This is a genomic window from Roseovarius sp. YIN77 (assembly GCF_057219155.1).
The window spans coordinates 104474-118611 of the sequence record NZ_JBXVVI010000004.1 but is presented as its reverse complement, the minus strand read 5'-3'; the positions used below and the strand labels follow the sequence as shown (position 1 = coordinate 118611).

At 57.3% G+C, this 14138-nt stretch carries 14 protein-coding genes; 3 read left to right on the top strand and 11 right to left on the bottom strand.

Annotated elements, in window-relative coordinates:
- Positions 1-11: 11 nt before the first annotated feature.
- From AC2D8P_RS06700 to scpA, 5 genes are all read right to left on the bottom strand, one after another.
- Complete coding sequence (locus AC2D8P_RS06700) at positions 12-1031, bottom strand: endonuclease/exonuclease/phosphatase family protein (protein WP_484701501.1); 1020 nt, start codon at positions 1029-1031, stop codon at positions 12-14.
- The gene (locus AC2D8P_RS06695; protein ID WP_484701500.1) at positions 1028-1711 is read right to left on the bottom strand and encodes a TerB family tellurite resistance protein; all 684 of its coding nucleotides are present in this window, start codon (positions 1709-1711) and stop codon (positions 1028-1030) included. Before AC2D8P_RS06695 ends, AC2D8P_RS06700 begins: the two co-directional genes overlap by 4 nt.
- Positions 1712-1753: 42 nt before the next feature.
- A complete protein-coding gene (locus AC2D8P_RS06690; RefSeq protein WP_484701499.1) occupies positions 1754-2242 on the bottom strand; it encodes a GNAT family N-acetyltransferase in 489 nt (162 codons plus the stop codon).
- Complete coding sequence (locus AC2D8P_RS06685) at positions 2239-2883, bottom strand: VOC family protein (RefSeq protein WP_484701498.1); 645 nt, start codon at positions 2881-2883, stop codon at positions 2239-2241. Before AC2D8P_RS06685 ends, AC2D8P_RS06690 begins: the two co-directional genes overlap by 4 nt.
- Before the next feature lie 127 nt (positions 2884-3010).
- On the bottom strand, positions 3011-5143 hold the full coding sequence (scpA, locus tag AC2D8P_RS06680; protein WP_484701497.1) for a methylmalonyl-CoA mutase: 2133 nt from the start codon (positions 5141-5143) through the stop codon (positions 3011-3013).
- Between the two features lie 120 nt (positions 5144-5263).
- On the opposite strand from scpA, the gene AC2D8P_RS06675 reads away from it, so the two are divergent.
- Positions 5264-5692 carry a DUF4174 domain-containing protein gene (locus AC2D8P_RS06675; RefSeq protein WP_484701496.1) on the top strand — a complete coding sequence of 143 codons (429 nt, stop codon included), beginning with the start codon at positions 5264-5266 and terminating at the stop codon, positions 5690-5692.
- A 28-nt stretch (positions 5693-5720) separates the two neighbouring features.
- Here AC2D8P_RS06675 and AC2D8P_RS06670 read toward each other — a convergent pair whose 3' ends face one another.
- The 6 genes from AC2D8P_RS06670 to AC2D8P_RS06645 form a co-directional block, all read right to left on the bottom strand.
- The gene (locus AC2D8P_RS06670; RefSeq protein ID WP_484701495.1) at positions 5721-7721 is read right to left on the bottom strand and encodes an acetyl-CoA carboxylase biotin carboxylase subunit; all 2001 of its coding nucleotides are present in this window, start codon (positions 7719-7721) and stop codon (positions 5721-5723) included.
- Between the two features lie 230 nt (positions 7722-7951).
- Entirely contained in the window at positions 7952-8152 is a 201-nt protein-coding gene (locus AC2D8P_RS06665; RefSeq protein WP_484701494.1) for a hypothetical protein, read from the bottom strand.
- Between the two features lie 333 nt (positions 8153-8485).
- The gene (locus AC2D8P_RS06660) at positions 8486-8833 is read right to left on the bottom strand and encodes a hypothetical protein (protein ID WP_484701493.1); all 348 of its coding nucleotides are present in this window, start codon (positions 8831-8833) and stop codon (positions 8486-8488) included.
- Positions 8834-8956: 123 nt separating this feature from the next.
- Positions 8957-9085: a hypothetical protein gene (locus AC2D8P_RS06655; RefSeq protein WP_484701492.1), complete on the bottom strand. Its 129-nt coding sequence runs from the start codon at positions 9083-9085 to the stop codon at positions 8957-8959.
- A gap of 199 nt (positions 9086-9284) precedes the next feature.
- Positions 9285-9731, bottom strand: a complete 447-nt coding sequence (locus tag AC2D8P_RS06650; RefSeq protein ID WP_484701491.1) for a DUF6497 family protein — start codon at positions 9729-9731, stop codon at positions 9285-9287.
- Positions 9732-9738: 7 nt separating this feature from the next.
- Positions 9739-11271, bottom strand: coding sequence for an acyl-CoA carboxylase subunit beta (locus tag AC2D8P_RS06645; protein WP_484701490.1), 1533 nt, complete (start codon positions 11269-11271; stop codon positions 9739-9741).
- A 172-nt stretch (positions 11272-11443) separates the two neighbouring features.
- Here AC2D8P_RS06645 and AC2D8P_RS06640 point away from each other — a divergent pair, with 172 nt between their 5' ends.
- Positions 11444-12661, top strand: coding sequence for a multidrug effflux MFS transporter (locus tag AC2D8P_RS06640; protein ID WP_484701489.1), 1218 nt, complete (start codon positions 11444-11446; stop codon positions 12659-12661).
- Between the two features lie 72 nt (positions 12662-12733).
- Entirely contained in the window at positions 12734-14134 is a 1401-nt protein-coding gene (locus AC2D8P_RS06635; RefSeq protein ID WP_484701488.1) for a helix-turn-helix domain-containing protein, read from the top strand.
- Positions 14135-14138 lie beyond the last annotated feature (4 nt).

Sequence of the window (14138 nt, the reverse complement as noted above, 5' to 3'; positions counted from 1 at the left end):
CAAATTTTAAGTCACAAGTCTATGTCGATTGTCACCGGGAAATGATCAGAAGCTGTCAGTAACGCCTCTTTCAGTTCCGGTGTTTCAAAACAAACCGGATCATCAAACGGGTGCCAGATGCGCCAACCCGGCGACTTTGCACGTAGATCGGTCGACACCATAATATAATCCAGAAGCGCCGACAGATAGCGTTTCTGGCTGCTGATGTAAAACCGCGCACTGACCGGTTGCACACCCCCACGGCGAAGCAAGGCCTGATGAGCGTGGGGATCAAACAGGCAATCAGTGCCGTCCTCGCCCAACACGACCTCCACCCCTGACCGGCCAAAGAGCTTTTCATACTCATCCAGACCGGGGCCATCGTTGAAATCGCCCATGACCATTAGACTGTCGCCTTGGCCCAGGTGTTCCTCCACCCGTTTGCGCAGCCAGATGCATTGCGCCAATTGCTTGCGCCGGTTTTCGATCGAAATGCGCATAGCCTCCTTGGCATTCCGGGCCCCATGCGGGGCCTTGGATTTGGCGTGAACCCCGATCAGGCGGAATTGGGCACCGGATGCGGTTTCGACCGCGAGTTCCAATGGCGGCTTGGACCAGCTGACCTTGTCCGGTGACATATCCGTATCCAGATCAAGCCGATAAACACCATCAAATCGCGGGGTGGGCCCATGAGTGCCGATCGATGCCCCTTGCGGATCATGGCGTGCGCTTAGAACCGTTGGATCATAAAGCAGCGCGATTTCCTGTTGGGTGTCGTTGGCAAAGCCTGACACGGCCTTGTTCGCCCGCAATCCATAGCGGGTTGCAAAGGTTTCGAGCGCCCGAACGGTTGATCGCTTGCCATTGGTATCAGGCGCCTCGATCACCATCACCGCATCTGCATCCAGCGCGGTAAACACGATACCCAGCGCCGCCAGTTGATCGGCACGTGTCACATTATAGCGCGCCGACCATTCCCCATCATCCAGCAGATGGCCCGCGTCATCAAAAAGCGCGTCGAACCATTCCACGTTATAGGTGGCGAACCTCATGCCGCCCGGCTTTGCTGTATTTCCTCCCAGGCGGCATTGATGGCGACCAGACGATCCTCTGCCAGTTTCACAGCCTCTATGGGCACGCCACGGGCAATGACGCGGTCGGGGTGATGATCGCGGATCAATTGCCGCCAGATTTTGCGGATCTCTGCCAGTTCCATCTCTGGGGCTACGCCCAAAACTTCGTAGGGGTTGGGGTCGGCATCCGGAACGAAGCGGGTGCGCAGGCTGCGAAAGGTCAGATCGTCCATGCCGAGGATATCAGAGACCTGATGCAGGAAGTCATCCTCATTGGGGTGATATTCCCCATCTGCCATGGCGATGTGAAACAGCCCCTCCATCAGATAGCACATGGTCTGGTCTTCAGCCTCGAACATGCGGGCGATGCGACGGGCGTAATCCTCGAACCCGGCCACATCCTGACGCGCTAGGTTAAAGACCCGGGCCGCCTGCGCCTCGTCCTCTTGGGCGATCTGAAATACCTCTCGGAAGGCCGTGACCTCATCGCGGGTCACTTGCCCGTCCGCCTTGGCCATTTTGGCCCCCAGCGCAATAACCGCGATGGTAAAGGCAACAGAGCGTTCCGGCGGGCTGCGCAGCTGGTCAAACACCGCGCTCAGGCTTTCGCCCTTGGCCAGTGCCTCCAGCGCGGCGGATATGCGGGTCCAGATCGACATGGTGTTATGGTAACCGATTGAATTGCAGGCGGTAAGGGAGTGTCACAGAGTTTTCTGCATTACAACAAGGTCATGCCAACGGTCAAACTTCCATCCTACTTCTGGGACGCGGGCGACTTCGACATAATCCATTTTCTGGTGAAACCTGATCCCATCCAGATTTTCATGGCTGACCCCGGCAATCATCAAATGGCCCTTTTGTCCGCGCGCGTGGTCTTCGATCACACCCAGCAACACCCGCCCCAGCCCCGCGCCCTTGGCCTGTGGCGCAATATAAATCGAATGTTCAAAGGAATAGCGATACCCGATCCCATTGCGAAACATCCCGTAGAAAGCAAAGCCGATGATGGCGCCGCCCTGTTCCGCCACCACGAACGCATGCTGTTGCTGTGCCTTATCCTCGATCATCGCGGCGATGGTCTCGACCGTGTGGGGCGCGCTGTTGAAGGTTGCGATATGGCCTTCAATAACCGGGTTCCAGATGGCCAGAATGCCGGGAATGTCGGCAGGCGTTGCGGGACGTATAATCATAGGGTCACCTTCTTACCCTGTGCTGTTGTGATTTCGGCCAAAAGTCGCGGCGCGCCTTTTGCAAAAGTGACGCGCGGGTCGGACAAATACGGGGCCAAAAGGGCGGATAGTTCCGCCGCCTGCGGATGCTGGATGCCAATCCCTGTCAAACGGTACCCGGTTGGGCGCAAACGTTCTGCCGGATGCCCACCGGACTGCCATTCGATCAAAGCTGGGAAAGTCTGGTCAAAGGGCAATATCCCGTCATTTGGCACCGCCATCCGCCAGCTAAGGTCCCCACGAGATAAGGCGACGGGTTCACCAACCCTGCAGGGTAAGATCGCCAGCATATCGTTCAGCGCGGCACACCGGCAAATCCAGTTTCCCAGACGAGGTAGGCCGCTGACCTGATCCAACCCGAACCAGCGGGCGCGATCTGGCGCGGGGAGTGACGGGTCGATGGTGATCACTTCCAGATATTCACCGCCCTCCAACCCCATCAGCCGGTTATGGGTGCCCATCACCGGGTGCTGACCGCCGGGTTCCGTTTGAACGCCCAAACGCTCTTCGACCCAAGCCTGCCCTGCGTCCAACGTTTCGGCGACAATTGCAACGTGATCCAAAACCAACATGGCGCGATGCTGACCCCAGCACCGCGCCATGCGCAAGACTTAATTCGTCACAAATCAGAAGGATTCGAGGATCAGACGCGCGTTACATTGATTGCCATCATAGGTCCCGATCCAGATATCATAGACACCATCGCCAGATGGTCGGGTTAAACGGATCTTATGCACTACGAGTTTCACGGATCAATTTCAGGATGTCCTGCGCGGCATCCGGGATATTGGTGCCCGGTCCAAAGATCGCTTTCACCCCGGCCTTTTTCAAGAAGTCATAATCCTGTTGCGGGATGACCCCGCCGCAGATCACGATGATATCCTCGGCGTCCTGATCTTTCAGCGCCTGGATCAGATGCGGGGCCAATGTCTTGTGCCCTGCTGCCTGGGTGGAGACGCCGATAACATGCACGTCATTGTCCACCGCATCCTGCGCGGCCTCTTCGGGGGTCTGAAACAGCGGTCCCACGTCGACATCGAAGCCGATATCGGCAAAGGCCGTGGCGATCACCTTGGCGCCCCGGTCATGGCCGTCCTGGCCCATTTTCACCACCAGCATGCGCGGGCGGCGGCCCTCTGCCTCGGCGAATTCCTCGACCGATTTCTGGATCGCGGCAAAACCTTCGTCGCCTTCATAGGCCGCCCCGTAGACACCTGCGAGCGTCTTGACCTCTGCGCGGTGGCGTCCAAACTCATCTTCCATAGCCATACTGATCTCTCCTACAGAGGCGCGGGCGCGGGCCGCAGCAACGGCGGCTTCCAACAGGTTGCCACCTTCACGGCAGCGGCGGGTGATCTCTGACAAGGCCGCGTCACAAGCAGCCTGATCGCGGGTGGCGCGGATATCGTTCAGGCGGGCGACTTGCGCTTCGCGCACGGCGTGGTTGTCGACATCCAGAATGTCCAGCTCGCCCTCTTTTTCCAGCCTGTATTTGTTGACACCAACGACGACTTCTTCACCGCGGTCCACCATCGCCTGACGACGGGCGGCGCTCTCCTCAATGCGCAGTTTCGGCATACCCGACGCCACTGCCTTGGTCATGCCGCCCATTTCCTCGACCTCTTCCATCAGGGCCCAGGCGGCCTCTGCCAGTTCATGGGTCAGGCTCTCGACGTAATAGGACCCCGCCAGCGGATCGACGACATTGGTGACACCCGTTTCCTCTTGCAAGACCAGCTGGGTATTCCGCGCGATGCGGGCGGAAAATTCGGTGGGCAGGGCGATGGCCTCATCCAAGGCATTGGTGTGCAGCGACTGTGTGCCGCCCAGAACCGCGCTCATCGCCTCATAGGCCGTGCGGATCACGTTGTTGTAAGGGTCCTGTTCCTGCAATGAAACGCCCGAGGTCTGGCAGTGGGTGCGCAACATGGAGGAGCGCGGGTTCTTCGGTTCAAACTCGCTCATCACCCGGTGCCACAACAGACGCGCGGCGCGCAGCTTAGCGGCCTCCATGAAGAAATTCATGCCGATAGCGAAAAAGAAGCTCAGGCGGCCTGCGAATTTATCCACATCCATACCCCGCGCCAGCGCCGAACGTACATATTCGCGCCCATCGGCCAGCGTATAGGCCAGCTCCTGCACCAGGTTCGCGCCCGCCTCTTGCATGTGATAGCCAGATATTGAGATGGAGTTGAACTTCGGCATCTCATTGGCCGTGTATTCGATGATATCGGCCACGATCCGCATCGAAGGTTCAGGCGGATAGACATAAGTGTTGCGGACCATGAACTCTTTCAAAATGTCGTTCTGAATGGTGCCCGACAGCAGACCGCGATCAACGCCCTGCTCTTCGCCCGCCACAATGAAACTGGCCAGGACCGGGATCACCGCGCCGTTCATGGTCATCGACACCGACACCTTATCCAACGGGATACCGTCAAAGAGGATTTTCATATCCTCGACGCTATCAATCGCCACACCGGCCTTGCCCACATCACCCACCACACGCGGATGGTCGCTGTCATACCCCCGATGCGTGGCCAGATCGAAGGCGACAGATACGCCCTGCTGCCCGGCAGCGAGGTTCTTGCGGTAAAAGTTGTTGGATTCCTCAGCTGTCGAGAACCCCGCATACTGGCGGATGGTCCAGGGACGGCCCGCATACATCGTGGCCTTCACCCCACGGGTAAAGGGCGCCTGTCCCGGCACACCGCCCATATGCGGCAGATCGGCGGCATCTTCTGCCGTGTATAGCGGCTTGACCTTGATGCCTTCCAGCGTGTCCCAGGTCAGGTCTGCAAGTTCGCGGTTACGCAATTCCTTTTCGGCGATTGCCGCCCAGGTTTCATTGGTCTTGGTCATCCCATCATCCTTTGATCGTCGCGGGCAAACCTGTCCTTTGACGGGTCTGCACTGAATATTTTCCCAAACCCCGTAGAACCGCGTGAAAAACAGCTTATATTCCATAGGATAGGAGGTCCGATGACTCGCATCATTTCGACGCTAGCCCTTATATTTCTGGGGTTCGGGGCATGGGCCACTGAACCGCCTGTTCTGGATATCCGTCCGGCGGAGGACGCCACGACAGATGATTTTCTGTGGCAATCCCGGCTGATCATCGTGTTTGCCGATTCCGACAACGATCCCCGGTTCATTGAACAGATCGACCTGTTGATTGATCGCCCGGATGAGCTGATCGAACGCGATGTCATCGTCCTGACCGATACCGACCCAAAGGCCCGCACCGACATCCGGCAAGAGTTTCGCCCGCGCGGGTTCATGATGGTGCTGGTCGGAAAAGACGGATCAATCCTGCTGCGCAAACCCTTCCCGTGGCACGCCCGCGAAATCACACGCTCCATCGACAAAACGCCGCTCAGACAGCAGGAACTGTCATCGGGGGGGGGATGATCCCGCCCTTGATATGTGGGCTTGTGGCTCACTCGAACTCCATGATCACTTCGTCAACGGCCAGATTGTCACCGGCGGCCGCGTTGATTTTGGCAACGACGCCAGTTCTTTCGGCGCGCAGGATGTTTTCCATCTTCATCGCCTCGACCGTGCACAGCGCCTGACCTTCCTGCACTTCATCACCCTCTTCGACGTTGAGTTTCACAATCAGGCCCGGCATCGGGCAGAGCAGCATTTTAGAGGTATCGGGCGCGACTTTTTCCAACATATGGCCGGCCAGTTCGACCTGACGCGGGGTACGCACTTGAACTCGCAGATCAGCGCCACGGGACCGCATCCGGAAACCACCGGTGACTTTACCGACCTTCAAGACCAATGGCGCCCCGTCCACCAACAATGCGGCCAGTTGGTCGCCCGGCGTCCAATTTGATGTCACACGATGGGTGCGGCCATCATCGAAATAGACAGTCGATCCATCATGATCGGCCTCGACCGTGACGGCAAAGTTTTCGCCCTGCAGGCTGACGACCCAATCATCGCCAACCTTGCGTTCGTGATTGTCCATCCGGCCCGACACACGAGTGCGTCGGATTTCTGCCACCCGGTGCATGGCCGCGGCAGAGGCCGCAATCCGTTGCAACGCATCCCGGTCCAGTTCGACACCGTTGAATCCTTCGGGATATTCCTCTTCGATAAAGGCTGTGGTCATGTCGCCCGAACAGAACTTTGGATGATCCATTACGGCGGACAGGAAAGGCAGGTTGTGACCGATGCCTTCCACCTCGAACCCGTCCAGCGCGTTGCGCATGCCCTCAATCGCGTCTGCGCGGGTCGGGGCCCAGGTACACAGCTTGGCGATCATCGGGTCGTAATACATGCTGATCTCGCCGCCCTCAAAAACACCGGTGTCGTTGCGCACGACGGAAGTGTCCATCGCCACCTCTGCCGGGGGGCGATAACGGGTCAAGCGCCCGATAGAGGGCAAGAAGTTGCGATAGGGATCTTCGGCGTAAAGGCGGCTTTCCATCGCCCAGCCGTTCAGGGTCACGTCATCCTGCGCGATGGTCAGTTTTTCGCCATTCGCAACCCGGATCATCTGTTCGACCAGATCGACGCCGGTGATCAGTTCCGTCACAGGGTGTTCCACCTGCAGGCGGGTGTTCATTTCCAGGAAATAGAAGTTTTTGTCGCCATCGACGATGAATTCCACTGTTCCGGCGCTGGAATAATCCACCGCCTGCGCCAGCGCGACAGCCTGTTCGCCCATCGCCTTGCGGGTGGCCTCATCCAGAAACGGGCTGGGGGCCTCTTCGATTACCTTTTGGTTTCGGCGCTGGATCGAGCATTCCCGTTCACCCAGATAGATCGCATTGCCGTGCTGGTCGGCCAAAACCTGAATTTCAATATGGCGTGGCTGAGTCACAAATTTTTCGATGAAGATACGGTCATCACCAAAGGAACTGGCGGCCTCGTTCTTTGACGATTGAAACCCTTCGCGTGCCTCATCGTCGTTCCAGGCGATGCGCATCCCTTTGCCGCCACCGCCGGCAGAGGCCTTGATCATCACCGGATAGCCGATCTCGTTGGAAATCTTCACCGCCTCTTCGGCATCCTCGATCAGGCCCATGTAGCCGGGCACGGTCGAGACATCAGCCTCCTGTGCGATTTTCTTTGACGTGATCTTGTCGCCCATCGCCTCAATAGCAGAGGCTGACGGGCCGATAAACGCAACGCCCTCTTTGGCCAACGCCTCAGCAAAGAGCTTGTTTTCACTTAGAAAGCCATATCCGGGATGCACGGCCTCGGCCCCGGTTTCGCGGATCGCCGTCATCACGTTTTCAATGACGATATAGCTTTGATTGGCAGGGGGCGGGCCGACATGCACAGCCTCATCAGCCATTTTCACATGCAGTGCATTGCGGTCTGCATCAGAATAGATGGCCACCGTCTGAATGCCCATCTTGCGCGCCGACTTGATGACCCGGCATGCGATTTCCCCGCGGTTGGCGATCAGGATTTTCTTGAACATCTTTTTTCCTCGATATGCAGGATCAGGCGAGCTGACCAAATTGTGGGCTGGCAGAAAACATGCGGAAACGGCGGGTCAGACATTTGTCTGCACCGTTATGCCGGAAACCGGTCTCTGTTTTTGGGATTAGGGGATTGCGGCTCGGTTTCAGGGCAAACCTAGGCGCAGGATAGCCAAGGCACAACATGACGCGCCCTGGCTTACAAGTATAGGTGTTTAGGCCGCGATAATTATTCGCAGACGCCCGCGTCGTCGCACAGGACGCCCGCTGCACCACCGACAATGGCGCCGGTAAGAACGCTGCCACCGGTAACATCGGCAACGACCGCGCCCGCTGCAGCACCCGCCGCGCCGCGTTCCAAGTCGTTGTCCAGACAGGCCGAGAGCGACATGGTCGCGGCGGCAAGAATGGCGATTGTTCTGATCTGCATGATAAAAATCCCTCAATGTTCAGGTGTGTATGCCCGTTGTTCAAGGATAGCGCACCACACGGCAAAAGGGAATCAGCATCCCGACCAGATCGGCACAGCTTTGCCGATGGGCCGGAACCAAGATATTCCGGTTCAGCGGCAAAGCCACCGAACCGGCAGTGAGGGGAAGGAATAGGGTAACGTGTCTGACGTTTCTCGGCGACTTGTTGTATCGTCGCCCTGATACCAACTTGGTGATTATGGGGCGGGTAAACAATAGGCTGCATCACAGCGCGGGGCTCCCCGGCTGTTTTCTGCCCATTCCCTTGAAAGATGGGCAAAATTTTGCCGACCTCAGTCATTTAACAGCTCCGGGAAGGTGCGTTGGATGCATTCCAGATCCAGCTGCAGCAATGCCTCATAACTTTGTGGATCAAACGGATCTTCGGCGGCCACAACCTCGCGGCCGAAAAACCAGGACAACCGCCCGGCATCCAGATTGCCACGCTCAAAAGGTTGATCGCCGAAGTAATCAATCAGGCAGTCCAGAAACCCCACATCGGCACGGCGATCTGCCGGGCGGCGATCGGCATAGCGTTCACGTGCGGTCAGCGGAACGGCCCCGGATTTGTTCGGTCTACGAATTGTAAATTGATAGTCTGTTCCGGGCAGACGGCCGGGAAATCCTCGATGCTTCAACATGACAGAGCCCCTTTATGATAAGGGCTTTCAAAGCATTCAACGATGTCGGAGGGATGACTTAGGCGCCAATTCTGAAAAAGGCGGAGTATCGGGACGGACCAAGCCCGCCCCGATGAGTACTGATTAGTACTTTGTGCTCGGCTCTTCAACCATAACCGGCTCTTCAACCATGACTGGCTCTTCTTGTTGTGCGCATGCGGCAACCAGAACAACCAGACCCAGTGCAACAACTGCTTTGATGCTGTTAGACATGTATAGCTCCTACTTCTACTGTCGCGAGGACTGAACCCCTTACGTTCCATAAAATCGGCTGCGTTTCCGCAACCTATAGCAAAGATAACGAGTTTTTTTGGGAATGAACACACTTCTTGTGCAGAATCAGCAAATTGCGGCCTGCGTGGCATTGCCACAACAGAAAATGCTTTTGTTTCAGCACCAAAACACGCAGGCATCAGAACATCTCCCACTGGCAGGTGCCGTCATCGACCGTGTAGGCCTCGAAATACTGGATGACTTCCGGTTCGGTCGCACCATAGGCCATGGGCCGATCCGATAATGAAACCACGATCTGCGATGGCTTTGGACCCAGCGATGAAATTCGCGGGACAGCGTATGTTTCACACAAATGTTTCATATCACCTTCAACATCTTCAAACTTCAGCGCCTTATCACTTGCCCCAATCGCCGGGGCCACAAACCTGAACCGTACCGTCAAACCGTCGACCCCTTGTTGTCCGTGGATGACGTCCAACAATGTGATCACCTGCCCCGAAGGAACGGCAAGCACTTCATCGCCAACCTCGCCTTCCGCTTCGGGTCCCCCGCCAAACTGCAGGGCCACCAACAAAGCTGCCATCAATCCAATCACCCCAGATAGGTAAAGCCATCTTTGGCGCATTCAGACCTCACAGCGGGATGTTATCGTGCTTCTTCCACGGGTTTTTCAGGCTCTTGTTTCTGAGCGAGGCAAAGGCCCGCGCCACCCGACGGCGGGTGGATTGCGGCATGATCACCTCGTCAATAAATCCCTTCTCGGCAGCAACAAACGGATTGGCAAAGCGATCCTCGTAGTCCTTCGTGCGCTGCGCGATCTTGTCCGGATCGCCCAGTTCAGAACGATACAGAATTTCTGTCGCCCCCTTGGCCCCCATCACAGCAATTTCCGCTGTTGGCCAGGCATAGTTGAAATCACCGCGCAGATGCTTGGACGCCATCACGTCATAGGCACCACCATAGGCCTTGCGGGTGATGACCGTGACCTTGGGCACCGTCGCCTCGCCATAGGCAAACAAAAGCTTCGCGCCATGTTTGATCACGCCGCCATATTCCTGGCTGGTACCGGGCAGGAAACCGGGCACATCAACAAAGGTCAGAATCGGAATTTCAAATGCATCGCAGAAGCGCACGAACCGTGCGGCCTTGCGGCTGCTATCAATATCCAGACAGCCCGCCAGCACCATCGGCTGGTTGGTCACCACACCCACGGTGCGCCCTTCCAGACGGATGAACCCGGTGATGATGTTTTTGGCGTAATCTTCCTGAATTTCGTAAAAATCACCCTCATCCGCGACCTTCAGGATCAACTCCTTCATGTCATAGGGCGTGTTCGGGTTGTCGGGGATCAACGTGTCCAGGCTGCTTTCCACCCGTGCCGGATCATCAAAGAACGGGCGCGTGGGCACCTTGTCGCGGTTGTTCAGGGGCAGGAAATCAACCAGACGACGCACCTCTGCCAAGGCTTCGACATCGTTTTCAAACGCACCATCCGCCACAGAGGATTTCTTGGTATGGGTTGACGCCCCACCCAATTCCTCTGCCGTGACGACCTCATTGGTCACGGTTTTCACCACATCGGGGCCGGTGACAAACATGTAAGAGCTGTCTTTGACCATGAAGATAAAATCGGTCATCGCAGGCGAATAGACCGCCCCACCTGCGCAGGGGCCCATGATCACGCTGATCTGTGGGACAACACCAGAGGCCATGATGTTGCGCTGGAACACTTCCGCATATCCCGCCAGCGATGCGACCCCTTCCTGAATGCGCGCGCCACCGGAATCGTTGATCCCAATGACCGGCGCGCCATTCTTCATGGCCATGTCCATGATCTTGCAAATCTTTTCGGCGTGGGTTTCGCTAAGCGACCCGCCAAAGACAGTAAAATCCTGGCTGAACACATAAACCATCCGGCCGTTGATGGTGCCCCAACCGGTGACAACCCCATCCCCCGCCGGGCGGTCCTGCTGCATCGCGAATTCGGTGCAGCGATGCGCGACGAACATGTCAAATTCTTCAAAGGACCCTTCGTCCAACAGCAATTCAATCCGCTCGCGCGCTGTCAGCTTGCCCTTGCCGTGCTGGGCATCAATCCGACGTTGACCACCGCCCATGCGGGCGATTTTGCGGCGGGTTTCCAGTTCCTCGGTAATCGTAGTCATAAACGTCCCCTGCGTGATTGTCTGGCGTCATAGCAATCAAAGTGCCCTGTGACCAGCAAAGTTGCGAATATTTGCAAACTGTTAGCAACAAACAATCTGCGAATTGTAAATCTGCAAATACTAGCCATTGTTTTCACTGGCGCAGGCCAAAACAAGCCGCTACAGGTTGACCATGACAACCAAACCCACGGCAAAGCTGCTCGATTCCTCAACACCGCCACATATTCTAACGCTGATCTTGTTGGCGGGGATGGGGGCCTTGTCCATGAATATGTTCCTGCCCTCCTTGCCGGGCATGACCGCCTATTTCCAAACCGACTATCGATTAATGCAGCTGTCGGTGGCGCTGTATCTTGGCCTGAATGCCGTCCTGCAACTGTTCATCGGTCCATTGTCAGATCGTTACGGGCGCAGGCCTATTATTTTATGGGGCAATTCCCTGTTCATTTTGGCAACGCTGGGCTGCATCTATTCCCCCACCGCCGAGGTTTTTTTGCTGTTTCGCATGGGACAGGCCGTGATCGTGACGGGAATGGTTCTTAGCCGCGCCATCGTGCGCGACATGGTGCCTGATGAACAGGCGGCCTCCATGATCGGCTATGTCACCATGGGCATGGCGCTGGTTCCGATGGTGGCCCCCGCTGTGGGTGGGGTTCTGGATGGTATGTGGGGGTGGAAATCCGTGTTCTGGACATTCATCCTGTGCGGCGTGCTGTTGCAATGGCTGTGCTGGCGGGATGTCGGTGAAACGGCCCCGGTGAAAACTGGTGGGTTTGCACAGCAGTTTCACGAGATTCCACAGCTGCTACGCTCCCCTCGGTTCTGGGGATATTCGGCCACGGCGGCTTTTGCCTCCGGGTCTTTCTTTGCCTACCTGGGTGGCGGGCCTTTTGTCGGCGCCGAAGTGTTTCAGCTGTCCCCCGAATGGGTCGGTTTTTTGTTTGGCGCCCCGGCGATCGGTTATCTGGTCGGCAATTTCCTGTCTGGCCGGTTTTCGCGCGTATTTGGCATCAACCGGATGGTTCTGCTCGGTGCCATCATGAACATGTCAGGCATCGCGATATCCCTGATTATCTTCTTGGTCGGCGCCGGAAATGTCTGGAGCTTTTTCGGTTTCATGATTTTCGTGGGCCTGGGCAACGGTATGGTTATTCCCAACGCCACGGCGGGCGCTTTGTCCGTCCGCCCACATCTTGCCGGAACCGCCTCTGGCCTGTCGGGTGCGATCATGATCGGGGGTGGCGCGGCACTGTCAGCCATTGCCGGTGCCATGCTGACCGTCGAAACAGGGACCTTTCCGCTGCTGTGGATCATGCTTTTAACCGCCTTTATGGGCCTTGTTTCCATCCTTATGGTGATCCGACGAGAGACACGTCTGGCCAGCGCCTGATCGCATAGCCCTTGCGCCATGGCGGTAAGTTTGCAAACCTTACCCAGATAACCAGCAAAGTCGCAAACACCGATGGCCACACAGAAACTCTATGCAGGCGCAAAATTGCGCGAAGTGCGCACCCGACTGGAGCTGACGCAAAAGGCGTTTGCCGAAAAGCTGGGGGTCAGCCTGCCCTATCTGAACCAGATGGAAAACAATAATCGCCCGGTTTCGACCGCTGTGGTTTTAGCCCTGGCGCAGGAATTTGGCTTTGACGTGACAGAATTGTCCACCGGGGACACCGAACGCCTGGTCAGCGATATGCGCGAGGCATTGGCCGATCCGGCCATCACGGAAACCCCGCCACTGGCCGATCTGCGGCTGGCCGCGTCAAACGCGCCAACGCTGGCGCGGGCCTTTTTGGAATTACACCGATCTTACCGTCAGGTTCATGAACGCCTTGCCTCTCTGGACGAGGCTCTGGGGCGCAGCGATAGCTTGTCCAGTGTCAGCCCGTGGGAAGAGGTGCGTGATTTCTTTCACTATTGCGACAATTACATTGATGCCGTGGATCACGCCGCTGAACATTTTGCCTCTGACACAAGCTCTGTCGAGGCGCTAGAACGAAAAGCGATCGAACGGCTAGAGGCAAGCGGCATCACCTGCAACATTGCCGATCTGCCCGATCTGCGCGGGTTTGACCCGGACCAGAAACGTCTGACACTGTCCTCACGGGCACCGGGACCAACCCGACGCTTTCAGCTTTTGCACCATCTGGCCCTGATCACACAGAATGATCTGCTGGAGGCCACGTTGGATTTCGCCCGCTTTCAGACCGACAGCGCCCGCGCCATTGCCAAGGTCGGACTGGCCAATTACTTCGCCGGATCCGCCCTGTTGCCCTATGGCAAGTTTCTGGCGGCCGCAAACGAGGAACGCCATGATCTGGAACGCCTGTCAGATCGGTTCGGTGCCTCGATCGAACAGATCGCCCATCGCCTGTCGACCCTGCAGCGGCCCGGGGCCAAAGGCGTCCCCTTCTTTTTTGTCCGGGTGGATCAGGCCGGCACCATCACCAAACGCCATTCGGCCACGCGGCTGCAATTTGCCCGTTTTGGCGGGGCTTGTCCGCTGTGGAACGTCCACCGTGCCTTTGAAACGCCGGGGCATTTCCTGCGCCAACTGGCTGAAACACCCGACGGGGTACGCTATTTCTGCCTGGCCCGTGACGTGTCGAAATCCGGCCGGTCGTTCAAATCCCCGGTCCAGCGCTTTGCCATCGGGTTGGGATGCGAGGTCAAACACGCGGGATCCTTGGTTTATGCCGACGACATGGATGTTGGCAACAGTTCGGCCTATGAACCGATCGGGATTTCCTGCCGTATCTGCGAACGCCCCAACTGCCATCAACGATCGGTGCCACCGCTGGAACGGCGACTGACGATAGACCCCAACAGCCGGGGCACCCTGCCCTACAGCGTGGTTGAATAGCGCC

Coding starts and splice junctions, on each gene's coding strand:
- AC2D8P_RS06700 (WP_484701501.1), bottom strand. CDS start 1,031: ATGAGGTTCGCCACCTATAACGTGGAATGGTTCGACGCGCTTTTTGAT.
- AC2D8P_RS06695 (WP_484701500.1), bottom strand. CDS start 1,711: ATGTCGATCTGGACCCGCATATCCGCCGCGCTGGAGGCACTGGCCAAG.
- AC2D8P_RS06690 (WP_484701499.1), bottom strand. CDS start 2,242: ATGATTATACGTCCCGCAACGCCTGCCGACATTCCCGGCATTCTGGCC.
- AC2D8P_RS06685 (WP_484701498.1), bottom strand. CDS start 2,883: ATGGCGCGGTGCTGGGGTCAGCATCGCGCCATGTTGGTTTTGGATCAC.
- scpA (WP_484701497.1), bottom strand. CDS start 5,143: ATGACCAAGACCAATGAAACCTGGGCGGCAATCGCCGAAAAGGAATTG.
- AC2D8P_RS06675 (WP_484701496.1), top strand. CDS start 5,264: ATGACTCGCATCATTTCGACGCTAGCCCTTATATTTCTGGGGTTCGGG.
- AC2D8P_RS06670 (WP_484701495.1), bottom strand. CDS start 7,721: ATGTTCAAGAAAATCCTGATCGCCAACCGCGGGGAAATCGCATGCCGG.
- AC2D8P_RS06665 (WP_484701494.1), bottom strand. CDS start 8,152: ATGCAGATCAGAACAATCGCCATTCTTGCCGCCGCGACCATGTCGCTC.
- AC2D8P_RS06660 (WP_484701493.1), bottom strand. CDS start 8,833: ATGTTGAAGCATCGAGGATTTCCCGGCCGTCTGCCCGGAACAGACTAT.
- AC2D8P_RS06655 (WP_484701492.1), bottom strand. CDS start 9,085: ATGTCTAACAGCATCAAAGCAGTTGTTGCACTGGGTCTGGTTGTTCTG.
- AC2D8P_RS06650 (WP_484701491.1), bottom strand. CDS start 9,731: ATGCGCCAAAGATGGCTTTACCTATCTGGGGTGATTGGATTGATGGCA.
- AC2D8P_RS06645 (WP_484701490.1), bottom strand. CDS start 11,271: ATGACTACGATTACCGAGGAACTGGAAACCCGCCGCAAAATCGCCCGC.
- AC2D8P_RS06640 (WP_484701489.1), top strand. CDS start 11,444: ATGACAACCAAACCCACGGCAAAGCTGCTCGATTCCTCAACACCGCCA.
- AC2D8P_RS06635 (WP_484701488.1), top strand. CDS start 12,734: ATGGCCACACAGAAACTCTATGCAGGCGCAAAATTGCGCGAAGTGCGC.